The sequence below is a fragment of the uncultured Cedecea sp. genome (assembly GCF_947498825.1).
Lineage (GTDB): Bacteria > Pseudomonadota > Gammaproteobacteria > Enterobacterales > Enterobacteriaceae > JGM124.
Genome location: NZ_CANMLV010000011.1, coordinates 1 through 26,740 on the forward strand (window position 1 = coordinate 1; position 26,740 = coordinate 26,740).

At 43.5% G+C, this 26,740-nt stretch carries 23 protein-coding genes; 8 read left to right on the forward strand and 15 right to left on the reverse strand.

Annotated features, from left to right (window positions below; genetic code table 11):
- Positions 1–188: hypothetical protein (locus Q1A40_RS12820; RefSeq protein ID WP_300000656.1), on the reverse strand; the 188-nt coding region annotated here is incomplete at its 3' end.
- A gap of 137 nt (positions 189–325) precedes the next feature.
- Positions 326–1,747, reverse strand: a complete 1,422-nt coding sequence (locus Q1A40_RS12825) for an autotransporter outer membrane beta-barrel domain-containing protein (protein WP_300000658.1) — start codon at positions 1,745–1,747, stop codon at positions 326–328.
- Positions 1,748–1,850: 103 nt separating this feature from the next.
- Between Q1A40_RS12825 and Q1A40_RS12830 the strand changes: the two genes are divergently transcribed.
- Complete coding sequence (locus Q1A40_RS12830; protein ID WP_300000660.1) at positions 1,851–2,471, forward strand: hypothetical protein; 621 nt, start codon at positions 1,851–1,853, stop codon at positions 2,469–2,471.
- Between the two features lie 1,106 nt (positions 2,472–3,577).
- Here the strand turns inward: Q1A40_RS12830 and mobB are convergent.
- Both mobB and mobA read right to left on the reverse strand, forming a co-directional pair.
- Positions 3,578–4,087 (reverse strand): molybdopterin-guanine dinucleotide biosynthesis protein MobB, encoded by a 510-nt coding sequence (mobB, locus tag Q1A40_RS12835; protein WP_300000662.1) that lies wholly within the window; start codon positions 4,085–4,087, stop codon positions 3,578–3,580.
- Positions 4,084–4,677, reverse strand: a complete 594-nt coding sequence (mobA, locus tag Q1A40_RS12840; RefSeq protein WP_300000886.1) for a molybdenum cofactor guanylyltransferase MobA — start codon at positions 4,675–4,677, stop codon at positions 4,084–4,086. Before mobA ends, mobB begins: the two co-directional genes overlap by 4 nt.
- A 71-nt stretch (positions 4,678–4,748) precedes the next feature.
- Here mobA and Q1A40_RS12845 point away from each other — a divergent pair, with 71 nt between their 5' ends.
- The 3 genes from Q1A40_RS12845 (at position 4,749) to dsbA (ending at position 6,736) form a co-directional block, all read left to right on the forward strand.
- Entirely contained in the window at positions 4,749–5,018 is a 270-nt protein-coding gene (locus tag Q1A40_RS12845; RefSeq protein ID WP_259052969.1) for a YihD family protein, read from the forward strand.
- Between the two features lie 75 nt (positions 5,019–5,093).
- On the forward strand, positions 5,094–6,080 hold the full coding sequence (locus Q1A40_RS12850; protein WP_300000665.1) for a serine/threonine protein kinase: 987 nt from the start codon (positions 5,094–5,096) through the stop codon (positions 6,078–6,080).
- 32 nt (positions 6,081–6,112) lie between these two features.
- Entirely contained in the window at positions 6,113–6,736 is a 624-nt protein-coding gene (gene dsbA / locus Q1A40_RS12855; protein ID WP_300000887.1) for a thiol:disulfide interchange protein DsbA, read from the forward strand.
- Positions 6,737–6,777: 41 nt separating this feature from the next.
- Here dsbA and Q1A40_RS12860 read toward each other — a convergent pair whose 3' ends face one another.
- The gene (locus Q1A40_RS12860; protein ID WP_300000667.1) at positions 6,778–7,698 is read right to left on the reverse strand and encodes an acyltransferase; all 921 of its coding nucleotides are present in this window, start codon (positions 7,696–7,698) and stop codon (positions 6,778–6,780) included.
- Positions 7,699–8,134: 436 nt separating this feature from the next.
- Between Q1A40_RS12860 and polA the strand changes: the two genes are divergently transcribed.
- On the forward strand, positions 8,135–10,921 hold the full coding sequence (polA, locus tag Q1A40_RS12865; protein ID WP_300000669.1) for a DNA polymerase I: 2,787 nt from the start codon (positions 8,135–8,137) through the stop codon (positions 10,919–10,921).
- 408 nt (positions 10,922–11,329) lie between these two features.
- Here polA and yihA read toward each other — a convergent pair whose 3' ends face one another.
- Positions 11,330–11,965: a ribosome biogenesis GTP-binding protein YihA/YsxC gene (yihA, locus tag Q1A40_RS12870; RefSeq protein WP_300000671.1), complete on the reverse strand. Its 636-nt coding sequence runs from the start codon at positions 11,963–11,965 to the stop codon at positions 11,330–11,332.
- Between the two features lie 727 nt (positions 11,966–12,692).
- Between yihA and yihI the strand changes: the two genes are divergently transcribed.
- Together yihI and hemN are read left to right on the forward strand one after the other, a co-directional pair.
- Positions 12,693–13,196: a Der GTPase-activating protein YihI gene (gene yihI, locus Q1A40_RS12875; RefSeq protein ID WP_300000672.1), complete on the forward strand. Its 504-nt coding sequence runs from the start codon at positions 12,693–12,695 to the stop codon at positions 13,194–13,196.
- Between the two features lie 184 nt (positions 13,197–13,380).
- Entirely contained in the window at positions 13,381–14,754 is a 1,374-nt protein-coding gene (gene hemN / locus Q1A40_RS12880) for an oxygen-independent coproporphyrinogen III oxidase (RefSeq protein ID WP_300000673.1), read from the forward strand.
- Between the two features lie 97 nt (positions 14,755–14,851).
- On the opposite strand, the gene glnG is transcribed toward hemN, so the two are convergent.
- The 3 genes from glnG to glnA all read right to left on the reverse strand — a co-directional run bounded on the left by glnG (position 14,852) and on the right by glnA (position 18,864).
- Complete coding sequence (gene glnG, locus Q1A40_RS12885; RefSeq protein WP_300000675.1) at positions 14,852–16,264, reverse strand: nitrogen regulation protein NR(I); 1,413 nt, start codon at positions 16,262–16,264, stop codon at positions 14,852–14,854.
- A gap of 8 nt (positions 16,265–16,272) precedes the next feature.
- Positions 16,273–17,325 carry a nitrogen regulation protein NR(II) gene (gene glnL / locus Q1A40_RS12890; RefSeq protein ID WP_300000677.1) on the reverse strand — a complete coding sequence of 351 codons (1,053 nt, stop codon included), beginning with the start codon at positions 17,323–17,325 and terminating at the stop codon, positions 16,273–16,275.
- A 129-nt stretch (positions 17,326–17,454) separates the two neighbouring features.
- Positions 17,455–18,864, reverse strand: coding sequence for a glutamate--ammonia ligase (gene glnA, locus Q1A40_RS12895; RefSeq protein WP_300000679.1), 1,410 nt, complete (start codon positions 18,862–18,864; stop codon positions 17,455–17,457).
- Positions 18,865–19,239: 375 nt separating this feature from the next.
- Between glnA and typA the strand changes: the two genes are divergently transcribed.
- Positions 19,240–21,063, forward strand: coding sequence for a ribosome-dependent GTPase TypA (gene typA / locus Q1A40_RS12900; RefSeq protein ID WP_300000681.1), 1,824 nt, complete (start codon positions 19,240–19,242; stop codon positions 21,061–21,063).
- A gap of 593 nt (positions 21,064–21,656) precedes the next feature.
- Here the strand turns inward: typA and Q1A40_RS12905 are convergent.
- Genes Q1A40_RS12905 through Q1A40_RS12930 form a run of 6 tightly spaced genes read right to left on the reverse strand, consistent with a single transcriptional unit; the run spans position 21,657 to position 26,493 of the window.
- On the reverse strand, positions 21,657–22,661 hold the full coding sequence (locus Q1A40_RS12905; protein ID WP_300000682.1) for a sterol desaturase family protein: 1,005 nt from the start codon (positions 22,659–22,661) through the stop codon (positions 21,657–21,659).
- 22 nt (positions 22,662–22,683) lie between these two features.
- Complete coding sequence (locus Q1A40_RS12910) at positions 22,684–23,691, reverse strand: Gfo/Idh/MocA family oxidoreductase (RefSeq protein ID WP_300000683.1); 1,008 nt, start codon at positions 23,689–23,691, stop codon at positions 22,684–22,686.
- The gene (locus tag Q1A40_RS12915) at positions 23,684–23,977 is read right to left on the reverse strand and encodes a pyrimidine/purine nucleoside phosphorylase (RefSeq protein ID WP_300000684.1); all 294 of its coding nucleotides are present in this window, start codon (positions 23,975–23,977) and stop codon (positions 23,684–23,686) included. The genes Q1A40_RS12910 and Q1A40_RS12915 overlap by 8 nt, the downstream gene beginning before the upstream one ends.
- Entirely contained in the window at positions 23,970–24,572 is a 603-nt protein-coding gene (locus Q1A40_RS12920; protein ID WP_300000686.1) for a hypothetical protein, read from the reverse strand. The genes Q1A40_RS12915 and Q1A40_RS12920 overlap by 8 nt, the downstream gene beginning before the upstream one ends.
- Positions 24,573–25,322 carry a ferritin-like domain-containing protein gene (locus Q1A40_RS12925; RefSeq protein ID WP_300000688.1) on the reverse strand — a complete coding sequence of 250 codons (750 nt, stop codon included), beginning with the start codon at positions 25,320–25,322 and terminating at the stop codon, positions 24,573–24,575.
- Positions 25,297–26,493, reverse strand: a complete 1,197-nt coding sequence (locus Q1A40_RS12930; protein ID WP_300000690.1) for an MFS transporter — start codon at positions 26,491–26,493, stop codon at positions 25,297–25,299. Before Q1A40_RS12930 ends, Q1A40_RS12925 begins: the two co-directional genes overlap by 26 nt.
- Positions 26,494–26,740: the final 247 nt, after the last annotated feature.

Genomic DNA, 26,740 nt, shown 5'->3' on the forward strand with positions numbered 1-26,740 from the left:
AGTGAAACGCCATGCGCCGATGGTAGTGTGGGGTCTCCCCATGCGAGTCCAGGGAACTGCCAGGCATCAAATAAGCAGAAACCCCAGTCGAAAGGCTGGGGTTTTTTGCGTTCCGGGCACCAGAAAATACCCGGCGTCCGCCGGATTTTGCCCTGAGACAAGGCGGCAGATGAGGGCAGAAAAGACACAGGACGGGCCATGCAGCGAGGGTAGGGTAGGGGCTCTCTGTGCGAGTCCAGGGAACTGCCTGGCATCAATTAAGCACAAACCCCAGTCTTTCGGCTGGGATTTGTGAATATTTTTAAGTTATTAAATATAGGTGATATTAAAAGTTATATTTAACTCCAACCGTTACACTGGTATTGCTATAACCTTTATCAGCGATCTGAGTTCCGATATTTCCCCATATATTTACTTGTGAATTAAATTTACCCGCAATACCGACTTTGACTTCCCCTATATTGCGCGTACCAGCCTGAGAGATACTATCCCCATCCAGGGTCGTGTCAAATTTACGAGTATTATGAAGCCAGTTTGCTTCAATAAAGGGTTCAAACTCACGGTTTTTATCCTTATCCATAGCATGCTGACCTTTCAGATATGTTCTGATCCCCAAGCGTGTCTGAATATTACCTTTTCCACCACCGATGACACGAGTACCATTTGCTTCTCTGTGTTTTTTAGCCTTCACACCCATTTTGGTTATCTGAGTCTGTGGCTGAATAAACCACTGCTCAGCCATTCCTTGATGTTTGATAAACTCACCTACTTTGATGGTATAACCTGTTTCAATGGCAGCGTTTATCCCCTTTGACTTATAATTTTCTTTTGGAAGTTTCTGTCCATGTACGTGGTTATTCAACCAGTTATACTGTATCCAACCATCGACATACAGACCTAATTTATCCGTATTATTGGTAAACCAAGTAGCATAAGATCCGATGCTATAGCCTTCAACAGACCCTTTTGAATGGTAATTTGTGATTGAAGATCGGCTATTACTGCTGTTATTTCCATAACCGGCCATCAGACCCAAACGTCCCTGTTTATGACCATTGCTACTCCACTTCATTACATCACCACCTAACATGGTAACGTAACTTTTACTCTGTGTTTTTAGCTGATTGTTACTGTCATACCAGTTATTATTATTACCGACTTGGCGTAGCCACAAGCTAGTGATTTTCTTTTTACCCGTTTGTCTATCAGTAAACTGTGTTTCACCTGGACGATCGTTCAATGTCGTAGTAAATAAGGTATTTGATGCACTCAAATTTGCAATATAGCTTGCAGCCTCTGGACGCTCAATACGGTTATTTGAGTTGTGTTTATTAGTCAGATACCAGTTTCCCCTATTATTGCCATCTCCACGGACCAAGGAGTAATCATAAGCTCCTGCTGTAATACGTCCAGCTTGATTAAAAATACCTTCAGAAAGCCCATCGACATGGATAAGTTTAAGATCATTAAGAGAGGAGCTATCTGTACCGCCAATATTTTTTATCGACACATTTGTTAATCCTGAACTATTACCCCTAATAATTAATCTATTTAATACCATGTTATTTTTTACTGCAGTAGGACTTAAGCTGATAAAGCCATTTTTGCCAATATAATTTCCAGTAATAATTAAATTAACTTCACTTTTATCTCCTTTTGAAAATATAAATTTACCTGAGCTATAAATGTTTTTTAATTTATGTTTAGTGTAGCTGGCATCTATATCTAGTTCTTGACTACTTGTCACGTAAGATTCTGATCCTTCAGTATTATCAATCGCATTACTCAACTCCTGGCCCGCATCACTTGAGTCAGATTCAGTGCTCGACACAGATGGTAAGGCGGGCGAAGTGGGTATAGGCCCAGCAGATGTAGATGCAGATGGATCAGGTTTAACGCTCAACACAGATGGCAAGGCGGGCGAAGTGGGTATAGGCCCAGATGATGTAGATGCAGATGAATCAGGTTTAACGCTCAACGCAGATGGCAAGGGAGGCGGAATTGGTATAGACCCAGCAGATGTAGATGCAGATGGATCAGGTTTAACGCTCAGCACAGATGGTAAGGCGGGCGAAGTGGGTATAGGCCCAGATGATGTAGATGCAGATGAATCAGGTTTAACGCTCAACGCTGATGGCAAGGGGGGCGGAATTGGTATAGACCCAGGTGATGCAGGTGCAGATGGATTAGACACAGATGGCAAGGGGGGTGGAATTGGTATAGACCCAGGTGATGCAGGTGCCGATGGATTAGACACAGATGGCAAGGAGGGAGGAGTTGGTATAGGTCCGGATGGTGCAGGTGTTGGTGTAGGTGGAGTAGATGTAAAAAAACTCTGTAAATATTTACGTGCTGTTATAAAATTTTCAGACGGGATTGTAGAGTTTTTTAAATCGGATGTTCTAGTAGTACTGGTTGGTTTATTGCTCTTGCCCATCATTGAATCAGCAAGCAGTCGACTGATTTCGTAAAAATCATAAGATGGCTCCGGTGGATTGCTCTCGAGATTAGGTTTTTCATCAGAACCGCCATGACGTTTAGCTGTATTTCCCAGCGTTTGGTCAGCCTGATTAGAATCAGGTAATTGAAAACTATATCTTTTATTCAAACGATTATTTATTATCTCGCGCCTTTGTGAATAAGACGATTCTTCCGAATCACTACTCCTGTAACTATCATAATAATCATCTGCAGTACTCCGGTTACTGGAGGTAACGTTAAGGGATTGCGGGATGGTATTTTTTGGGGGATGAGCATATGTCTTTATGGCTGCCAGCATCAGGCAGGACAATAATAAAATAAATAATTTACTTTTTTTTAAATTTTTTCTATAACTCATAGAATATCTTCCACTACATTATTTAGATGAATGTCAATCATTGTCACTTGCTATGAAAAATAGTGTGTGATAACGATGATCATTTAATTTAGTTACAAAGTATTAGGTTGTTAACTGAACTCTCATCATCTAAATGTCTTATTATCCTGATTGCATCACGAGCACCTCCATTGTGCTTATAGGTTGGACCGAACTAATAATGTCATTATGGTAGGTAATGAAAACTATGACTTCATAGTTAATGATATTAAAAGTGATAAATAATTTAGTTATGATGAGATGTTTTTTTAAACTACATCCTGATAATAATATATGATCTAATGAGATGTAATATATTATTTGTTTGTGATGTATTATGTGTGTTGGAAATATATGGTTTTAATGTGCGCACCTGCCATTTAATATCCTTGTTGCAACATTTTATTATATTAATTTCTTGGTGTCTGTCTGCATGGTTTTGTTTTTACTAAAGATTAAATAAATACAATTTATTCCTGGTTGTTTCACGTTGACAATATATCCTTCCTGAAAATTATCTCGGTGAATAAAATGATTGCCCTTGCGTTATTTGTATTATCTTAATTGACATTAAAGAAATTTAATATGTGTTAATTTGTTTTGTGGTGAAATCTGTACAAATACTTAAACTATCACCCTAATTAAATATTTTATCCTCCGTATCAGAATAGTTGACAGAGAATCTGCAGCTAAGGCTTCTGGAGAAGCCTAAGATATATATTATGTTGTTCTGTTTAACCACTGGCAGATAAAATCAGCAATAATCTGTGGTTCATTAAGTGGCAGAACAGGGACCGGCATATTTATAGGAACATCACTCGCCAGCGCAATCACATAGGGGTCGAGAATCAGTTCATGTAATGTATGTCCAGCCTCTTGGCGATAAAGTAATATTTTTGCTATTTCTTCATGCTTAAAACCTTCAACTAAAACAAGATCCAGAGTTGAATGATCCATTCTTGAGACTAAATAAGATAAGGACAGCGGCGGTAACTCAGGTGTTTCTGTCATCAGTGCCCAGCGCTGCTGGCTGGCCACAATGGTTTGTTCTGCTCCGGCTTTACGCAACTCGTAGCTATCTTTTCCTGGAGTATCAACGTCCATATTATGATGAGTGTGCTTAATCAGGCCCGGGCGGATATTTCTGGCGCGTAATAGCGGGATCAATTGCTTCAGTAGGGTTGTTTTTCCGGTTCCGCTCCAGGCTGAAATAGCCAGTAAAGGTATCATTGTCCAGACTCCTGCCAGTTGGATAACTCATCGAATGTATTGATATTCGCAAAGTCAGTGAGTGAGTTATCAAAGATAACCGCTTTCCCGCCGATACTTCGTAAAAACTGCATCACACGTCTTTCGCCTGCAAATAAATAGGCTCTTAGTGCTACTCTTGCAGAGTGATGAACTAATGCTATTCCTGGATGGTCTCGCTCACTGTCATTGACCCATACCGCAGCGATAGCTGGATTACCAAGGCCATCCCAAAGAGATGAGACCAGGTGAGAAGGAATATTGGGAGTATCACAAGGTACAAACAGAAACCATTCACTTTTTATCGCCTCCATCACCGCTAGCATCCCGGCAAGAGGCCCCGGATAGTCCGGTAACGAATCAGCTATAACAGGAACACCTGCTTGCTGATAGATATCGATATGTCGGTTAGCACTGATAGCCAGTTGGCTGACCTGAGGACGTAATGTTTCCAGCACATATTGAAAGAGTGCTATACCATTAAGCAACACCAGGCCTTTATCTTCTCCACCCATACGGCTTCCCTGACCACCGGCCAGTACGACACCCGTTATTTTTGCCCGTTGCTGCACCATTACCACCTCTTTTAATGTGGGATTAAGCTTGATACCTTGTGGTATCTCACTTGTGACAGGAATACAAAATGAAATGTAAACGTCTTAATGAACTACTCGAACTTTTGCAACCCGCATGGAGCAAAGAGCCCGATCTTAATCTGATACAATTCTTACAGAAACTGGCTCAGGAGTCAGGTTATAGTGGAGATCTTGCCTCTCTGACTGATGACATATTGATTTATCATCTGAAAATGCGAGACTCGGCTAAAGATGCCGTAATACCAGGTATTCAAAAAGATTATGAAGATGACTTTAAAACGGCACTATTACGCGCCCGGGGTGTTATTAAAGAGTAAAACCTTGTAAGCCGGTAATGTTAAGCCTGTTTAGAGTGTTATTCTGAACCATTCGTATTGATAGTCGGTTACCGGATGAAAGACAGCGCTTTTAATTTCCAGACTCTGCATCCTGATACCATTATGAATGCCCTCTTTGAGCAGGGCATCCGTGTGGATTCGGGGCTGACGCCATTAAACAGTTTTGAGAATCGGGTTTATCAATTCCAGGACGAAGATCGCAGGCGTTATGTGGTGAAGTTTTATCGCCCATGTCGCTGGTCAGCGGAACAGATAGAAGAAGAACATCGCTTTGCTCAAGCACTATTTGAAGAAGAAGTCCCTCTGGCGGCACCACTGAGCTTTGACGGCAAAACACTACTCCATTATCAGGGGTTTATGTTTGCTGTGTTCCCGAGCCTTGGAGGACGTCAGTATGAAACTGATAATATCGACCAGATGGAGTGGGTCGGTCGTTATCTGGGGCGTATCCATCAAACAGGTCGGCGCTCTCTGTTTCAAGCCAGACCCACTATCGGTCTGGATGAATATATGTGGCAACCTCGGGTGCTATTTGAAGATAGTGTTATGATCCCTGATTCTCTTAAGTCAGCCTTTCTGGCAGCGACAGATACACTGATTAATGAAGTCGAGCAGCATTGGTCTGGTGATGCCGAGTTATTACGCCTGCATGGTGACTGCCATCCGGGAAATATTCTCTGGCGTGACGGACCGTTGTTTGTTGATCTTGATGACGCGCGTAATGGTCCGGCAGTTCAGGATATTTGGATGTTACTTAATGGCGATAAAGTCGAGCAGCGTATGCAGCTTGAAACCATTATTGAGGCTTATGAAGAATTTTCCTCCTTTGATACTCGCGAAATTGCGCTGATCGAACCTTTGCGTGGAATGCGTATTGTCCACTATCTGGCGTGGTTGATGCGGCGTTGGGACGATCCTGCTTTTCCAAGAAATTTCCCGTGGTTACTGGAAGAGGATTTCTGGCTAAGGCAAACAACAATATTTACCGAGCAAGTTCGGGTTCTTCGTGAACCGCCGTTACAATTAGCACCAATGTATTAACTGTGAATACAAAATTCAGGAGAGATTTGATGATGAAGAAAATTTGGCTGGCGCTGGCTGGTATAGTTCTGGCATTTAGTGCATCTGCTGCAGATATTACTAATGGTAAACAATATATTACAATTGATAAGCCGGTAGCAGGCGCACCGGAGGTGCTGGAGTTCTTCTCCTTCTACTGCCCACACTGCTATCAGTTTGAAGATGTATTGCACGTTTCTGATAACGTGAAGAAAAAACTGCCAGAAGGTACCAAATTAGTAAAATATCATGTTGAATTTCTTGGTCCTTTAGGTAAACAAGTCACTCAAGCATGGGCTGTTGCCATGGCCCTGGGCGTAGAAGATAAAGTGACTGTGCCAATGTTTGAAGCAATCCAAAAAACGCAGACCGTACAGAATGAAGCTGATATCCGTAAAGTGTTTATTGATGCCGGCGTACCCGCTGAAGAGTATGATGCAGCCTTAAATAGCTTTGTGGTCAAATCTCTGGTTGCTCAGCAAGAGAAAGCTGCGGCTGACTTCCAGTTACGTGGCGTACCAGCAATGTATGTTGATGGTAAATATATGCTAAATTCACAAGGTATGAATACCAGTGACTTGGATGTTTTTGTCCAGGAATATGCAAATACTGTGAAACACTTGGTAGAAAAAAAATAACTTGACGGTATTTTTTCATCAGGCCTGAGTATGGTATGTACTCAGGCTTTTTTGTTTTCTAAGGCTTGTTTATCTTGCTGGTATAATGTTTCAAGCTGACTGTCTTTTTCATCCCATAATGTGTTTAGCCATAGCTGAAAGCGACGTTTGAAATTGTTATCGTTGAGATAATCACCGTGCAAGTCTTCTGTCACTGGTAATAAAGAAATACGAACAATAATACGGGTCATTTTTCCGCTTAACATATCGTAGAACGGAGACTGAATATTTTCCGGGTAGCACAGTGTGACATTCAGTAATTTATTGAACTGATCACCCAGAACGCTTAATGCCATGGCGATTCCGGCGGCTTTAGGTGCTAATAAATTCTTGAAGGATGAGCGGGTCTGACGACTTTTTTCAGGGGTAAAACGAGACCCTTCCACAAAGTTAACAATAGTTGTTGGATGATTACGGAATTTCAGACAAGAACGACGTGTGGTGTCGATATCTTTGCCGCGCCGTTCGGGGTGGCGTAGTAGATAGCCACGTGAATAACGTTTCATAAAAGGCATTCCCAATGCCCAGCAGGCGAGCCCAAGAAAAGGGATCCAGGCCAACTGTTGCTTAAGAAAATATTTATTCATCGGTATGTGTTTACGAAACAGCACACACAAAATGACAATATCTGCCCAACTTTGATGATTGCAGATCAATAAATACCAGCTCTTTTTGCTCAGCCCCTCTAGCCCCTGAATATCCCATACCAGATGGGGATTAAGTTGAATTAATAGTGCTAAGGCCTCGCACCAACAATACATCATTAGTTCTGCAAAGGCTGACATTGCACGCGAAACTGAGGCTATGGGAAGGAGTAACTTGATGGCGCCGGCAATAATTATAGGTACAGAGCAAGCGATCGTGACCAGAATGGTCAAAACAACACTTAATATCAGTACAAACGGTGAGAGTAATCTCGACATAAATGACTTTTTCAATAATAGGGTATAAGAGAGCAAATATCCTGGGTATCGGATTTTAACAGAAAACCAATACTACGGGGTTCTTGATACAAAAATGATTTTACCTCCTACGAGAGACAGAGAAATATTTTACTATGAACGGCATAAATGGACTTTTATATCCACATTGAGTTATTAATTGTTCTATTCCACTGTTTGAATGGCTTGCTGTGTAACCTCATGAAAAAAATGACTTTTTTTTGTTTTGTTATATATAAACAATAAATGCAATAAATTGGATATAAAATTGTACACAAAGTTATCCACAGGACGATCCCTTTAACAGATCGTTCTGTGTGGAATTCTTTTCAGGATCTTTGCGCCAAAATTTCATGTTTTGGCCCAGGCTATGGCATCCTTTAGCATAGATTAATTACCAGGCATGGAACGAAACATTATGGCTCAGATTGCAGATAACCCGCTAATTCTCGTTGATGGCTCTTCATATCTTTATCGGGCATATCACGCTTTTCCACCACTAACCAATAGTCGTGGGGAACCTACAGGTGCTATGTATGGCGTTTTGAATATGCTGCGCAGCCTTATTATGCAGTATCAGCCGACGCATGCTGCGGTGGTGTTTGATGCCAAGGGTAAAACGTTCCGTGATGAGCTGTTTGAGGATTATAAATCTCATCGACCACCGATGCCGGATGATCTACGGGCGCAAATTGAGCCGCTTCATGAGATGGTCAAAGCAATGGGACTACCGCTATTGGCGGTTTCCGGTGTTGAGGCTGATGATGTGATTGGTACTCTGGCGCAGGAAGCTGAACGTGCTGGTCGTTCAGTGCTTATCAGCACCGGTGACAAGGATATGGCCCAGCTAGTGACACCGGCGATTACGCTAATTAATACCATGACGAATACCGTATTAGGTCCGGAAGAGGTCTTGACAAAATATGGTGTTCCACCGGCGCTGATTATCGATTTCCTCGCGCTGATGGGCGACTCATCCGATAATATCCCCGGTGTACCCGGTGTGGGTGAGAAAACGGCTCAGGCCTTGCTACAGGGGCTGGGAGGGCTGGATACGCTCTATGCCAGTCCAGAAAAAATTGCCGAACTCTCGTTCCGTGGCGCTAAAACGATGGCTGCGAAACTGGAACAGAATAAAGAGATGGCTTATCTCTCTTATAAACTGGCGACTATCAAGACCGATGTGGCGTTAGATCTCTCTTGCGAACAACTGACTATCCAGTCACCCGCGGCAGAGCGTCTTCATGAGCTATTCACGCAGTACGAATTTAAACGCTGGATAGCCGATGTTGAGACAGGGAAGTGGTTACTGGCAAAAGGCTCTAAACCGATGCCTGTGACAGTTAACAGCGTTAAGCATGAGGAGTCGGAAAAAGAGGTTACAGAGGCTCTTTCTTACGATAACTACGTAACTATTCTTGATGAAAATGTTCTGCTGGAGTGGGTAGAACGTTTGAATCAGGCACCATTATTTGCCTTCGACACCGAAACGGATAGTCTCGATAATCTCAATGCTAATCTGGTTGGGCTCTCGTTTGCCACAGAGCCGGGTATCGCTTGTTATATTCCGGTTGCTCATGATTATCTGGATGTTCCACCTCAGCTGGCACGTGAACGCGTACTTGAGCTGCTCAAACCGCTGCTGGAAGATAAGCAGAAGTTAAAAGTAGGCCAGAATCTGAAATACGATCGCGGGGTCATGCTTAACTATGGCATTGAACTACAGGGGATCGCGTTTGATACCATGCTCGAGTCTTATATTCTTGATAGCGTGTCCGGGCGTCATGATATGGACAGTCTGGCGGCTCGCTGGTTAAACCATACCACTATCTCTTTTGAAGAGATCGCCGGTAAAGGTAAGAAACAGCTCACCTTTAATCAAATCGATCTCGAAACCGCCGGCCGTTATGCTGCTGAAGACGCTGATGTGACGTTACAGCTACATTTAAAAATGTGGCCACGGCTTGAAAAAGAAGCGGGACCGCTGGCTATCTTTAAAGAGATTGAAATGCCGCTGGTACCGGTAATCTCACGTATTGAACGTGGCGGCGTAAAGATTGATCCGGCTATTTTACACGCGCATTCTGAACAACTGACTGTGCGTCTTGCCGAGCTTGAGCTTAAAGCACATGAATTAGCGGGTGAAGCATTCAATCTTTCCTCGCCGAAACAGCTACAGACTATCCTGTTTGAAAAACAGGGGATTAAACCACTGAAAAAAACGCCTGGCGGTGCGCCTTCTACCTCCGAAGAGGTCCTTGAAGAGCTGGCTCTGGACTATCCGTTACCGAAAGTGATCCTCGAATATCGCGGCCTGGCAAAGCTGAAGTCGACGTATACAGATAAACTGCCACTGATGATTAACCCGAAAACTGGGCGCGTTCATACCTCTTACCATCAGGCTGTAACTGCAACCGGACGGTTATCATCAACCGAACCGAACTTACAAAATATCCCGGTACGTAATGAAGAGGGGCGTCGGATCAGACAGGCATTTATTGCCCCTGATGACTATCTGATAGTCTCTGCGGACTACTCACAGATAGAGTTACGCATAATGGCACACCTCTCGCGTGATAAAGGTCTGCTGAGTGCTTTTGCGGCGGGGCAAGATATTCACCGGGCGACTGCGGCTGAAGTATTTGGTATCCCACTGGAAAGTGTGACTTCCGAGCAACGACGCAGTGCGAAGGCGATTAACTTTGGTCTGATTTATGGCATGAGTGCTTTTGGTCTGTCCCGTCAGTTAAATATTCCGCGCCATGAGTCCCAGAAATATATGGATCTCTATTTTGAGCGTTATCCGGGCGTGCTTGAGTATATGGAACGCACACGTGCACAAGCCAAAGAGCAGGGGTACGTAGAAACGCTGGATGGGCGTCGTTTATATTTACCAGAGATCAATGCCAGTAATGGCCTCAGACGTGCTGGTGCTGAAAGAGCGGCAATCAATGCGCCAATGCAAGGTACAGCGGCGGATATCATTAAGCGCGCTATGATAGCCGTAGATGCCTGGCTGGAGCAGGACAAGCCCCGGGTTAAAATGATTATGCAGGTTCACGATGAACTGGTATTCGAGGTTCATCAGGATGATATAGCGAGTGCTTCGCAGAAAATCCATGAATTGATGGAAAACAGTATGAAACTGGATGTGCCTTTGTTAGTTGAAGTCGGTAGCGGTAAAAATTGGGATGAAGCCCACTAAGAGTCTATCCCTTCAGGCTATTTTTTACTATTTTGACCTCAGGCAGTGCTCAGAAATCTTACGTATTGCGAGTGCTGTCCGGGTTCAGGCTGACTGTAATAACATCTGTCTGGCGGAGCTGGCTCTCAGCAGAAATTATCGTTCTCTTTTTTTGTAACTAAGCAACATTGGTAATCGTATTTTGTGATGACAGTTAAAGAACGAAATGCAAAAAGTGAAAAAAAACTACAAAAAAGTCTTTTCAAGTGAAAAAAAAGGAGTAAAGTTATCTTTGTAGGGTACAGAGGTAAGATGTTCTATCTTTCAGACCTTTTACTTCACGTAATCGGATTTGGCTGAATAGTTTAGCCGCCCCAGTCAGAAATGGCTGGGGCGTTTTTTATGCATCAAAGAACATTTTTGCGTCGATCATTCAGCGTCGTTTTCTTCTTCAACAATTGGCTCGAGATCGTTATACCAGCTATCCAGCTTGTGGCGCAGTATATCGACCCCCAGTTTCTTCAGCGAAGAGAACGCTTCGACTTGAATATCACCGTTAAAGGCCAGTACTTCTTCCCGGACTTTGTTCAACTGTGCTTTACGTGCACCGGAAGCTAGTTTGTCGGCTTTGGTCAGTAGTATCATGACCGATAGGTTGCTCTGCACTGCCCAGCTAATCATCTGTTGGTCGAGATCTTTTAGCGGGTGACGAATATCCATCAGTACCACCAGACCTTGTAGACATTGACGTTTTTGCAGATATTCACCCAGAGCGCGCTGCCATTTGAGTTTCATTTCTTCTGGTACTTCAGCGTAACCGTAGCCGGGTAAGTCCACCAGACGTTTACCCTCAGCCACTTCGAACAAGTTGATAAGCTGAGTACGGCCCGGTGTTTTACTGGTTCGGGCAAGACCTTTTTGGTTAGTCAGGGTGTTAAGTGCACTGGACTTTCCAGCGTTAGAACGGCCTGCGAAAGCAACCTCAATACCGGTATCTGAAGGCAGATGACGGATATCTGGTGCACTGAGTACGAATTTTGTTTGTTGATAATTCCAATTTTTCAAAACGGTTATCTCTGTCAGGATAAGCAATAGTTGTGATTATACCTGAATAAGCAGAAAACACGGCGTTTCTCATCCAGGCAATAAAACTTCCTAATAACGGATTGAGTTTGTGAGACATTTGCCATAGTTGATGAGGGATATAGAGGTTAAATTCGTTGCTGAAAGTTAGTATTTACTATTATTTTCATTAAGTTATATAAAAAAACGATAATTTGAAATATCTGAGCGCTCTTTTGTAACGTCATTTATAAATAGAATCTCAATATAATGTATCACATCGGCAAGGGAGCCAGAATGGATTATCACTTAGAGCATCGGTTCAGGAGCGTCAGGGAGACGGCGAACCATACAGGCCAGGAGGCATGGCTCTAAGAGTTTCAAATGGAAATGGAAGACAAGTTGATGTCGCTGATAATGGATTAGACAGGGTTTGTCGCAAATAGACAAGGATTGTTATACATATACAGGGATTGTGGAACCCTTTACAGGGCGAAAGTAAAGAAAAAAGGCGACAGTTTATACTGTCGCCTTTTTTCTTTGCTTGCTTTCTGCTAGATTCCGCCGCAATCCTATACCCGTCATATTTCAAGTTGCCAAGGTCTGCCTGTCACCGGTTCGTCGAATAACATAGTTTATCTATGCTCATCGATGGGCTGAACTTCGCGCTTACAGACAATTTGAATTACTTTGGGTATATACTGAACAAAATGGCCTAAGAAAACTCATTATGAAGCAGACAAATTCAGCACCACAGGGTAAAAAACCTTCTAAAGTCCGCCGTAAATCTCGTGAAGAGATAGATAGCGAGGCTCGTGATCGTAAACGTCAGAAAAAACACCGTGGTCATGCGGCGGGAAGTCGTACCAGCGGTAAAGGGCAGACACAAGGCTCACAGGATAACAACAAAGATAAAGATCCGCGTATTGGCAGTAAAGCACCGATTCAGCTCGGCGAAGTGATTGCACCTGTTGTCCGTCCTGTGAAAGTGAAGGCAGAAAAACCAGCCGCGCTGACGCCGGAAGCAGAACTGGCATTACTGGAAAACGACGAGCGTCTTGATGGGTTGCTGGAGCGTCTTGAAGAAGGTGAAACTCTGAGTAAATCAGATCAGGACTGGGTTAATGCGACCCTGGACAGAATTGATACGCTGATGGATCAGTTGGGCATTACGTACGAAGATGAAGAAGAAGAAAAAACCGATGATTTAATGCGTCTGTTGAAAGGTAACTAACGATTACACCCGTCGTATTTGCGGTTCTTATCGTCATCATACCCTTGCTGTGTTATCTGGCAGGGTTATTCGTGAAACTACGACGGTTGTCGCGCTTGAAACTCTCACTACAGCGCAAGGTTAGGGTGCGAGGAGGAAAGTCTCTCCTTCCGCTTAGGCGGCAGCACCATCGGAAGGAGTGATTATGTCTGAGCAGTTAATTGACTGGGATTTGGCGCTGATCCAAAAATATAATTATTCAGGGCCACGTTACACCTCTTATCCAACGGCATTGGAGTTCTCACAGAACTTTGATGAGTCGGATTTTCAACAGGCGATAGCCCGTTATCCGGAGCGCCCACTTTCGCTCTATATCCATATCCCATTTTGCCATAAGCTCTGTTATTTCTGTGGTTGTAATAAAATAGTTACCCGCCAGCAGCATAAGGCCGATCAATATCTTGACGCGTTGGAACAAGAAATTATCCATCGTGCGCCATTATTTGCAGGTCGCCATGTCAGTCAGATGCACTGGGGTGGCGGAACACCGACCTACCTTAACAAAGCACAAATTACCCGGCTGGTGGGGCTGCTTCGTCAGCATTTTCGGTTTAATGACGATGCAGAGATATCGATAGAAGTTGATCCCCGTGAAATTGAGCTGGATGTACTCGATCACCTGCGTCAGGAAGGTTTTAACCGCCTGAGTATGGGGGTTCAGGACTTTAACAAAGAAGTACAGCGTCTGGTTAACCGCGAGCAGGATGAAGAGTTTATTTTTGCCCTGATGGATCGTGCCCGTGAACTTGGATTTACCTCGACCAATATTGACCTGATCTATGGCTTGCCGAAGCAGACGCCGGAAAGCTTTGCGTTTACGCTTAAGCGCGTGATTGAGCTCAATCCGCATCGTCTGAGCGTATTTAATTACGCGCACTTACCGACCCTGTTTGCGGCTCAGCGCAAAATTAAAGAGGCCGATCTGCCCAGTGCTCAGCAACGACTGGATATTTTGCAAGAAACTATCAGTTCGCTGACTGGTGCAGGCTATCAGTTTATTGGTATGGATCATTTTGCCCGCCCGGACAATGAACTGGCAATTGCTCAGCGTAAAGGTCAGCTTCACCGTAATTTTCAGGGTTACACCACTGAAGGTGACAGCGACTTGTTAGGTATGGGGGTTTCGGCGATCAGTATGATTGGCGACTGCTATGCTCAGAATCAGAAAGAGTTAAAACTCTACTATCAGCACGTCAATGAACGAGGTAGCGCGCTGTGGCGAGGTCTGGCTTTAACGCGAGATGACTGTATTCGTCGGGATGTGATTAAAGCGCTTATCTGTAACTTCCAGCTTAATTTTGCTGCTATTGAGCAGCAGTGGTCTATTAACGCAACAGACTATTTTTCCGAGGACTTACAGCTTTTGGCGCCGCTGGCCAAAGATGGACTGGTCACGCTGACGGAGCAGGGTATTCAGGTTACAGGCAAAGGCCGTTTACTGATCCGAAATATTTGTATGTGTTTTGATATCTATTTACGCCAGAAAGCCCGCTTACAGCAATTTTCACGCGTAATATGATATTACCGATAGCAGGTTAAGGCCTGCTATCGGTCCGTAAAGGGTATTCGGTATATATCCATCATACTTCAAGTTGCTTGGATATAGCCGACCCTCATTACTCCATTCCCAGCTCTTTCAGTTTTCGGGTCAGGGTATTTCTTCCCCATCCCAGTAAACGAGCCGCTTCTTGTTTATGTCCCTGTGTATGACGCAATGCGGTCGTGAGCAGTACTCTTTCCATTTCAGGCATCGCTTCGGCTAACAGATTTTGATGACCGGAACGTAGTGCTTTATCTGCCCACTGGCTAAGCAGTGTTGCCCAGTTATCCGGATCGATTTGAGCCGTGCCATTTTCAGTGATTGTTGTTTCAAATAACTCGCTGGGTAAGTCCTGAATCAGAACTTCTTGTCCGGCCGCCATCACAGTCAGCCAGCGACAGATATTTTCTAACTGGCGTACGTTACCAGGCCATGCCAGACGGGTTAATGCACTCTCGGTTTCAGGATGGAGCTGTTTTGCTTCTACGCCTAATTCCTGTGCGGCAACTTGCAAGAAATGCCAGGTCAGACGGGGGATATCTTCACGACGTTCACGCAGCGGCGGTAAGTGAATACGAATGACATTCAGGCGATGAAACAAGTCCTCACGGAACTTACCCTCTTGCACCCGCAATTCCAGATTCTGGTGTGTTGCTGCGATGATGCGAACATCTACCTTAACCGGCGCATAACCGCCAACGCGATAAAACTGCCCGTCAGCCAGTACACGTAACAGGCGAGTCTGGACATCCAGCGGCATATCACCGATTTCATCAAGAAATAATGTACCGCCATCAGCCTGTTCAAAACGCCCCTGACGTATTTGATTTGCCCCGGTAAAGGCCCCTTTTTCATGGCCAAATAACTCAGATTCAATCAAATCCTTCGGGATGGCCGCCATATTCAAAGCGATAAAGGGAGACTTCACACGTGGGCTATGGCGATGCAGGGCATGAGCAACCAGCTCTTTACCTGTCCCGGACTCACCGTTAATCAGGACACTTATTGACGAGCGCGACAAACGACCAATAATACGAAACACATCCTGCATCGCAGGCGCTTCACCAATAATATCGGTTGTCGGTCCGTTAGCCTGGACATTACGGGGCTGCTGCTGTTCCTGATAATGGCTGATTGCCCGTTCGACCAGCGCGACGGCCTCATCAATATCAAAAGGTTTTGGCAGATAATCAAAGGCACCTTGCTGATAGGCACTGACTGCTGCATCAAGATCTGAGTGAGCCGTCATTATGATGACCGGGAGCATCGGGTGACGCTGTTTTATCTGTTTTAACAAGGCCAGGCCATCGATTCCGGGCATGCGGATATCAGAAATTAAAACATCCGGCGTTTTTGTCGCCAGGGCCTCTAAGACTTCATTGCCATTTTCAAAGGCAGTGCAGATTAATCCACTACCTGTTAACGCGCGCTCAAGCACCCAGCGAATGGAGCTATCATCGTCAACGACCCACACTATCCCTCGTTGCATATAGACCTCTACTTCCGAATAGGCAGGTAAACCGAAAATTCGGTATGACCGGGCCAACTGTTGAATTCGATTTTCCCTGAATGCTGATCGACAAGATTTCGGGCAATAGACAGGCCGAGCCCGCTACCCCCTTCTCGTCCACTCACCATCGGATAGAACAGCGTGTCTTGTAGATGGGCCGGGACACCAGGGCCGTTATCTTCAATATCAATTCGCGCCAACAGACGATACCGCGAGCCATGCAGCGTTAACTGGAAGGCAGTACGGGTACGAATAATGATTTCTCCCCCTTCACTTCCCAGGGCCTGCAAGGCATTTCTGACAATATTCAGTAAAATCTGTTCTATCTGGTCGGGATCGTGAGCAAATTCTGGCAGACTGGGATCATAATCACGTATTAGCTTAACGTTGTCAGGCAGTTCCAGTGATACCAGTTTCACGACACGTTCAGCTACTTTGTGAATGCTCTCGGTAACATGCATTCCGGGTAATTGTGGTCCTAACAGGCGATCGACCAAATTTCTTAGTCTGTCCGCTTGCTCAATAATGACGTTGGTGTATTCATTAAGCGATGGGTCTGGCAGCGCTTTACTCAGCAGTTGTGCTGCGCCTCGCAGCCCACCCAGCGGGTTTTTAATTTCATGTGCCAGTCCACGCACTAAATCACGTGCTGCGAGCTGTTGAGCGTGCTGTATCTGTTCCTGACTTAACCGGCGTTGATTATCCATGGGCGCCATTTCGATCAGAATATAGCCCTCCATCAGCCTTTGTGCAGTCAAAGACAGGATATTAGAGCGACCATCAATCACCAGGGTGACTTCATTATCGGTAAAGCCCTGTCCGTCTTGCAGACTTTCTTTCATGACATCGATATTCAGTGAAAAATAGCCGATTAAATCCGGTAATGGCGTGCCGTCATAAAGCTTACGGGCGCTTTGCGCCAGCAATTGCTGGGCGGCGGGATTTGCGTAATGCACCGCAAGGTCATCGTCAACCAACAGAATACTGTTGATTAAATAATTAAGGATCTGCCCAGCATCGGGCAGGGTGCCAGTTGCCATACAGCAGTCTCCTTACACTGTTTCAGTGCTTAGTGGTGGGATGTTAAAGAATACCGCTATCGCAAAACAGGGGTGGAGAAAAAAGCCCATCCGGAGATGGGCCAAATATTCCACGGCAAAAAACTATAATTAAACGCTATAGTAAAGTTCAAACTCTACTGGATGCGGAGTCATGCGCACGCGGTCATTTTCTTCGGTACGCAGGGCGATATAAGCATCGATAGTATCGTTGGTGAATACACCGCCAGCTGTCAGGAACTCACGGTCTTCGTCCAGTGCTTGCAGAGCTTCTTCTAAAGAACCTGCAACCTGTGGGATCTCTTTTGCTTCTTCTGGTGGCAAGTCATAGAGGTTTTTGTCCATGGCTTCGCCTGGGTGGATCTTGTTTTTAATACCGTCAAGACCTGCCATCAGCAGTGCTGCAAAGCACAGGTATGGGTTAGCGGCCGGGTCCGGGAAGCGGACTTCGATACGACGTGCTCTTGGTGAACTGACCACTGGAATACGGATAGATGCTGAACGGTTACGGGCAGAGTAGGCCAGCATAACTGGTGCTTCGTATCCTGGGACCAGACGCTTGTAAGAGTTAGTGGTCGGGTTAGTCAGGGCATTCAGTGCTTTAGCGTGCTTGATAACACCGCCAATGTAATACAGTGCTTGTTCAGACAGACCCGCATATTTATCACCAGCGAACAGGTTTACCCCGTCTTTTGCCAGAGACATATGGCAGTGCATGCCAGAACCGTTATCACCAAACATTGGTTTTGGCATAAAGGTCGCAGTTTTACCGAAAGCATGTGCCACGTTGTGAACCACATACTTATAAATCTGAATTTCGTCCGCTTTTTTGGTCATGGTGTTAAAACGAGTAGCGATTTCGTTTTGACCTGCGGTAGCAACTTCGTGGTGATGCGCTTCAACCACCAGACCCATTTGCTCCATGGTCAGACACATGGCTGAACGGATATCCTGAGATGAGTCAACCGGTGGTACTGGGAAGTAACCGCCTTTAACCGCTGGACGATGGCCTTTGTTACCGCCTTCGTATTTGGTGCCGGTATTCCATGCGCCTTCGATATCATCGATAGCAACGTGAGAACCAGAGATAGAGCTACCAAAACGGATATCGTCAAACAGGAAGAATTCTGGCTCTGGTCCAAACAGAACGGTGTCTGCCAGGCCAGTCGCGCGCAGATAGTCTTCAGCGCGTTTTGCGATAGAACGTGGGTCACGGTCATAGCCTTGCAGCGTACCTGGCTCCAGAATATCACAACGGATAATCAGCGTACTATCTTCGAAGAACGGGTCAATCATCGCAGTGGTTGAGTCAGGCATCAGAACCATGTCTGATTCATCAATACCTTTCCAGCCACCAATCGAGGAGCCGTCAAACATTTTGCCTTCTTCAAAGAAGTCTGCATTTACTTGGTGAGCAGGAATAGTGATGTGTTGCTCTTTACCTTTAGTATCGGTAAAGCGCAAATCAACAAATTTCACTTCGTGCTCATCCAGCATTGTCAATACGTGTTCAGCGGACATACTTAAACTCTCCAGGATTGGTTCATTTCGTTGGGTAACGAGGTAATCAAACACTTTTTACATTTGGCTCATCGCCTGTATTCTTTAAAGCGAAATCTGTGCCAACTTTTAAATTTCCCTAAAAAGGCGCTATTATGCAGGTCAGCGTGCAAAAGGCCGCACCATAACTGATAATTTGCACCAGTATAGTGCTTTATTATGACACAAGAGCACTATATTGGTGCAATTTACGTTATGATCCCTGTGCCTGCTCCGTGAAAACGATCACAACCCCTTACTTCTTATATTGTTTGTAAAGGTTCTTTATGATCCTGTTCTGTACTTCGATTAATACGTGTACAATAACGCGCTATTTCTAATGCCTGAGGCAAATCTGTGATCGAAAATTTGCGTAATATCGCCATCATCGCGCACGTTGACCATGGTAAAACTACCTTGGTTGACAAGCTGTTACAACAATCTGGTACCTTTAGCGACCGCGCTGAAGCGACCGAACGTGTGATGGACTCCAACGACTTGGAGAAAGAGCGTGGAATTACCATCCTCGCTAAAAACACCGCTATCAACTGGAATAACTATCGTATCAACATCGTTGATACCCCAGGACACGCCGACTTCGGTGGAGAAGTTGAACGCGTAATGTCAATGGTTGACTCCGTATTGCTGGTTGTTGATGCAATGGACGGACCTATGCCTCAAACGCGCTTTGTCACTAAAAAAGCGTTTGACCATGGCTTGAAGCCTATTGTTGTTATCAACAAAGTTGACCGTCCTGGTGCTCGCCCTGACTGGGTTGTTGACCAAGTATTTGACCTGTTCGTTAATCTTGATGCTACTGACGACCAGCTTGATTTCCCGATTATTTATGCGTCAGCGCTGATGGGTATTGCCGGTAATGATCACAGCGACATGGCTGCAGACATGACCCCGCTGTACCAGGCGATTGTTGACCATGTTCCAGCACCCAATGTTGATGTTGATGGTCCATTCCAGATGCAGATCTCTCAGCTGGATTACAACAACTATGTTGGTGTTATCGGGATTGGTCGTATCAAACGCGGTAAGGTTAAGCCAAACCAGCAAATCACGCTTATCGATACCGAAGGGAAAACCCGTAACGGTAAAGTCGGTAAAGTACTGGGCCATCTTGGTCTGGAGCGTATTGAAACAGCTGAAGCTGAAGCGGGTGATATCATTGCTATCACCGGTCTGGGTGAACTGAATATCTCTGATACCCTGTGCGACACTCAGAATGTTGAAGCGCTGAAACCTCTGTCGGTTGATGAACCAACAGTAAGCATGTTCTTCAACGTCAACACCTCTCCGTTCTGTGGTAAAGAGGGTAAATATGTTACCTCTCGTCAGATCCTCGAACGTCTGAACAAAGAGCTGGTGCATAACGTTGCTCTGCGTGTTGAAGAAACCGAAGATGCGGATGCATTCCGTGTTTCTGGTCGTGGTGAGTTACACCTGTCCGTTCTTATCGAAAATATGCGTCGTGAAGGCTTCGAGCTGGCAGTATCTCGCCCGAAAGTTATCAACCGTATGATCGATGGTCGTATGCAAGAGCCGTTTGAAAACGTGACTCTGGATATCGAAGAGCAGCACCAGGGCTCTATCATGCAAGCCATGGGTGAGCGTAAAGGCGACGTTAAGGACATGATCCCTGACGGTAAAGGTCGTATTCGTCTTGATTACCTGATCCCGGCGCGTGGTCTGATTGGTTTCCGTACTGAGTTCATGACGATGACTTCTGGTACTGGCCTGCTGTACTCCACCTTCAGTCACTATGACGATGTTCGTCCGGGTGAAATTGGCCAGCGTCAGAATGGCGTACTGATCTCTAACGGTCAGGGTAAAGCTGTTGCGTTTGCACTGTTCAGCCTGCAGGATCGCGGTAAATTGTTCCTCGGTCACGGTGCAGAAGTTTACGAAGGGCAAATTATCGGTATTCACAGCCGCTCTAATGACCTGACTGTAAACTGCCTGACCGGTAAGAAACTGACCAACATGCGTGCATCGGGTACAGATGAAGCAACGACACTGGTTCCGGCTATCAAAATGTCCCTGGAACAAGCGATTGAATTCATCGATGACGACGAACTGGTAGAAGTGACACCTACTTCTATTCGTATTCGTAAACGTCACCTGACTGAAAACGATCGTAAACGCGCTTCGCGCGGCAGCAAAGACGTATAATTCGTCTTAGCTGATATAAGCAGCCATCAAAGCCTGAGTTCGGTATTCCACTGGACTCAGGCTTTTTTTATTTCAGATTTATTCTTTCCGTTCCAGTTTGCAGTGTGCCAAAACATTCCCCATTATTTTGCGACGGGCCTCGGTGATTTGAAGGTGTCTTTTTTCATCACTGGTGGTGGTGTTGCTGGTACACACCATAACGCGTCATCAGGTGCTGAAACCTTTGTATTTGAGCACAAATGGAGAGGAAGATATGTTGAATATAAGAATGGATTCAGGACCGTTGCTGTTTAAATTTTTGCTAGCTGTAATAATGGCACTGAGCTGGTTAAGGGGAGGGGGATGCTCAATGGAACGGCTACACACGTTAAGGACTTTTTGTCCGATAAATCATAATGAAAAACACCCTCAAAACGATGTATTTTTAATCGAAATTTGGCATTTAACGGATGCTCTTGTCTACGAATCGATTTTTCAGACGAAAAATTTCTCCTTACTGTACGGTTGGTCTCAAACCTGTTATTAGGTGACAGGAAACAACGAAAGCATCATCTATATCCGGTTTTATTCTATGCTATAAGTCACTGATCAGATTATTTTCGCGACCTAGAAAAAATTTTTTTGACCATTCGTCGCTTAATTCTGGAGAAAGACTTTCTGAAAGGGACGATATATGTGTTTTTTATACCAGCATAACATTCATATTTCTCACCATTAACACCGAATATTAATTTTTTTTCGTGGGAAGGTTGTAACTGACTTTTGAACAACTTATCCCAGAAAGCGAAAATAAATCCAAAGTTTATATCGAAGTGCTTTTTGTCACTACTGTGATGTAATTGATGGTATGCCGGACTAATAAGTATACTTCTGATAACTTTAGGGTAGCGCAGAAAAACTTTTGAATGCTGAAGGTTGAGTCCCAGAAAAAGAAGGATAAACATAAATACATTTTGCCCGGCAAATAATATGTAAGCATGGGAAGAATCAAAAAAATAATCGACAATGCCGGAGTAAGTACCAGAGAATAAGCTCACCATCAAAATAAAGCAACATTGGTTGACTGGATGAGAGCGGTATGATGTTAGTGGATTAAGCTCCTCCGCGATGTGGTGTATTTTATGATACTCCCATAAAAAAATAATTTTGTGGGAAAAATAGTGTTCAAGAAAAACCGCAAAATCAAAAACTACCAAAGACAGCAATGTAAGGATTATACCCAGAAAAAGTCCGGGGGAATACTTTTGCGTAGGCATTCCTATATATGAAAGAAAATGAATAACTTCTCCATGAAAGAAAAGTGCAGCGCCGGCAACAAAACTATACATGAATCCCAAAAAAATCTTATCAAAAATAAAAAGCTTCAGATCATCTTTTGCAGACCGGGTGCGAAAATCATGAGTACCAATAACAGCCTTCAGTGCAGACAGGAGGTTAGTACTATGGGATGAGTAAGCATAAAATATAACTGCTATTACCAAAGCTGTAACCAGATATCCAATAAACAGACCGTTCGAGGGTATAAAAAAAACGCTAGCACGGTCATAAAGAGGAATAATAAAATTTTCATAAATCCAAATCATGAAGTTTTTAACCATATTTATTAAACCCTATATGAAATCAGGAGTGTGAATCTTCAATTATACGGAGGAGATCCATCGTATTAATACACTCAGACTGCAACTGCTTAAGTTGAGAGGTGTCAGGATTTTTTATAAATTCGGATAGCTGTTTCAGCATGGTGATATGTTGTTTTTCTAATATATTAATAATAATTTCCTTTTTATCAATTAAAGGCTTCGTGCCCCACTCGATCTGTACCCTCATATTTGGTTGTAACGTGCCATATACAAAAGATCCGCTGTAGGACATAACGAAATCATTAATGATCAATCGCCCTTTAGAACCGGATATTTCAAATTTCTGCTGAACAACAAAATCGCTATATGACGCACTGACCATAAAAACAATATCTGTATCAGTGTGCCCAATGGCGCTCATATCAACGTTGGTATTATTATCGTCGCACAACAATATCGAATGTATTCTGTTGATACTTCGACATGGGATGAATTTACTGATAATTCTTAACGGATACCAGCCAAGGTCACCTGCCACGCCGTATGGCTCAAGTACAGGGTCGAATTTTAACTGTCCTGTGTTTTTGTCAGGCCAAGAAAAACTTGCCCGGATTTTGTTTACAATCCCGACATATTCATTTAATAGGTCGTCAAGCATCTTGTACCAGAGCGTATGGATGTAATGTGCAGCATCTATCCATACAAGATGTCTGGAACTGGCCTTATCCAGCAGAGCCTGCATAGATAAGGTGGATGGGAAAGGCTTTTCAATCAATGCATGTTTATTGAATTCGATACATAAGCTCAGCAGTTTCTCTTTCTCAGATGTCGGTGTAGCAATATAAACAACATCTAGTTGTTCATCAGAAAAAAAATCTTTGCTACAAATAAATCCTCTGTCATGGGCAATGCTGTATTTAATACAGAATTTTTCAGATGATGCAGCTGTTCTTGACAGAACGGAATGCAACTTGATTCCCGCCTCAGAGCAACTTTCGGCGATAATGCCCGCCATCATGCCCGTCCCGATAATTCCTAACCTAACCATAGTAACACCTGTAATCTATTGGCTCTGATACTTTTACTGTGAATACAGTACCTTCCGGGATAGTGATTTCACTATTTGGTAGGGCGGGAAATACATCATCACCAAGGATAAAATAAGCACATCCGCTCAGAATAATAAAACGTTCTGTTTTATCAGCAAGCCATTTGAATTCACCTGCAGCCATAAACCCCATTGTGACTTTAATTTTGTTTTGATAAAAGTCACGCAGCAAGACCTTTCCGTCAAAAAAAATATGTGTACTGTCAAACTCAAATAACTCAGACATGGTCTTTTACCAGAAATTTAATGTATGGGTCATCAACATCCAGCTCATTTTTTAGAGGACTTGTTATAACTTCCGGAACAGGATCAAAGCCAAGATGTTTTCTCTTGTCGAATCTTAAGTCAGGACTTCTTGTATAACATAGGATAAGCTGAAGCCTATTATCATATGGGCAGGCTTCCCGCCAGTGCTCTAATTTTTTTCCGTCAAGAACAAGACCATCCCCACGATTTATGTTATAGGCTTTGCCATCAACATAAATACTCCATTCATTTATTTCCATGGGATGTATACCAATCGATATAATGTAATCGACAGAGTTCCTGTCTTTATGTTTTGGCAAAACATATCCTTTCTTATAGTTCCAGAGGAAAGAATAGCTTGGATAAACATTTTCACCTACATGAGAGGATATTTCATCACAATAATAGCTTAGTAAAGCTTCTCCATATGGTATGGCATAATACATATGTGCATCTTCACTATCTTTATTTCCTTTAAGATGCCCCAAGGTCTCTGAAATCGCCAGATAATGATAAAATATATCCACTTCACGTTCTGTTATGATTGAAGGCAAGATCTTGACTCCGAAGAACATTTATTTACCCTCCATAATCTTATCAATGAAATTATCATGTCTGGCCTGAAATCGATTTTCAATAATGTCTCCGGGTATGCGACTGGTTTTAGAAAGCCATGCTATACCCTCTGGGTTGACATGAAGAATTTTCTTGAAAGTCGTTAAATGGTCATAAACCATTTCCTTTTTAGCGGGCTTAGCCTTAATTAGCTGTCGGAAATAATTTACGCCAAGCTGAACATGTTTTGCTTCATCATTCATCGCACCTTTGTAGATTTTCCCGATCAAGCTATTTTCACCAAATGCATGAATAAAAAGATTAAATTGTTCAAGTGCACCATTTTCAAGGAAAACATGGCTCAGGAACGTTTCATCAAAAGTGTTCAGTTTCTGAAAATGGTCTAGGTACAGCTCCCTAGTTTTGGACAAATCCAGTATGTGTCCATTAGCTAATATGGCATAGCGTGAAAACAATTCAGCATGTCTTGCTTCGTCATTTACTGCCTGAGCCAGACCAATCTTCAGAGAAAAATCTGTCGCCTGCAGCATCAGTTCAGCTGCATTCTCCATCCCGATGAGTTCAACATGGGAGGATAAACTGGCCACTGTGATCGCGTCTTCTTTGAGATCATCAGGGAAATCGTCATTGCCAGCTTTCCCCCAGTCAAGACCAATATCCCAAGTCTGTTTCGTCTTTCCTTTTTGGTATAATGCATAATGCTTATCTTCCAGAAAGTTTATTTCACTCATTTTTGGTTGATTGTTCATGCGTATTTTCCCTCTGTTTTGATGAATAGATATTCCATGACATAACTAAAAGAAGAACACAAAGTATTGAACTTGTTATCCTGAAAGTCGTTTCCAGTGATAGGACGTTCGCAATATACCCGCCAATGAGGGGCATTGTGATTGCTACTACAGAAGACATCATCTGTATTGTGCCTGTGGCCTTACCGACATTTTTAAAACCGATAATCTCCCTGATGCCAAAGCGTATGGAAAAAAAAGTCACACCCGAGGAAATACCTATCAGGATGATACATCCGTAAAAAATATATACAGATGCTATATTCCCGCTCACAAAACCGAAAATTGCAAATGATAAAGTGTTAATCATGACGGACGTTGTCAGTATGACTACGGATATAAGTTTTTTATTCAATAGTGACGCTATCTTCGTGCCAATGACCCCGCCTATTCCAATAAGAGATATTATTAACCCGATGCTATTTTCGTTCTCACCGATCTTTTTAAAGAAAAGACCTAACATATCGTTGCTTAAAAAAAATGCGAAGTTCGCCACGGTGTACCCAGAAACCAAGTAAAAAATATTTTTGTTGTTCTTCATTTCCCTTGTGAAGGAGTAATTCTTTTCTTTCTCCACATTTTTCTTTTTCCCGGAATGCTCCTCTGGCTCCTTTCGCCGAAGTGATATAAGTTCACATAACAGGCTCAAAGCATTCAGACATGACGAAAATACAATTACAGACCATATGCCAGAAAGGTTATACAGAGCCACCACTGCGACCGGAACCAGTATGCGACTAAAATTAATAAGATATCCATATATCTCATAGAATCTTTTCGATTCATCGTCATTTTCGTTAAGCTTCACGTTTGATATGTTCAACCCGCATCGTGCGGTTGTTTTAATAAAGGCTATAGCGAGCAGTCCATAAATGCTGCCTGTCAAAATAAATATTGGTGTTACAAAGCTGTTTATGGTGAAGAAAAAAGAACGCCAGTGATGAATATGTCCGCTATCGAGTAATTTACCGAAAAAATTACTTGAAAAAAGAAATGGCAGTGCGAAGCATGCTCCGAGAAGCCCCATTTCACTAGGCATTGCATCATAAAGATAAATAGCCACAATACTCAGCAGCGCATAATCAAGGTAAGTATCAAGTTCGTTAGCGCCGATACCAATGTATTTCAGCATAATAATTTCCTTATTAAGCGGATAAACAGACATAAGGGTATCCCTTATGCCTGTTATTTAATTATACCGCCAGCGGTTGATAATCCATAAATCCTCCTTTATTAAATTGATCTTATATATTGTACTGCCTGTATGGAATTTAACCATAGCACCTCAAAAAAGAGGATGTAAATATAAAGTTTGTTTTTTGTTGATCAAGCATAAAGGTGAGGTAAAGCCACATTATTTAATGTGTTTAAAAAACAAA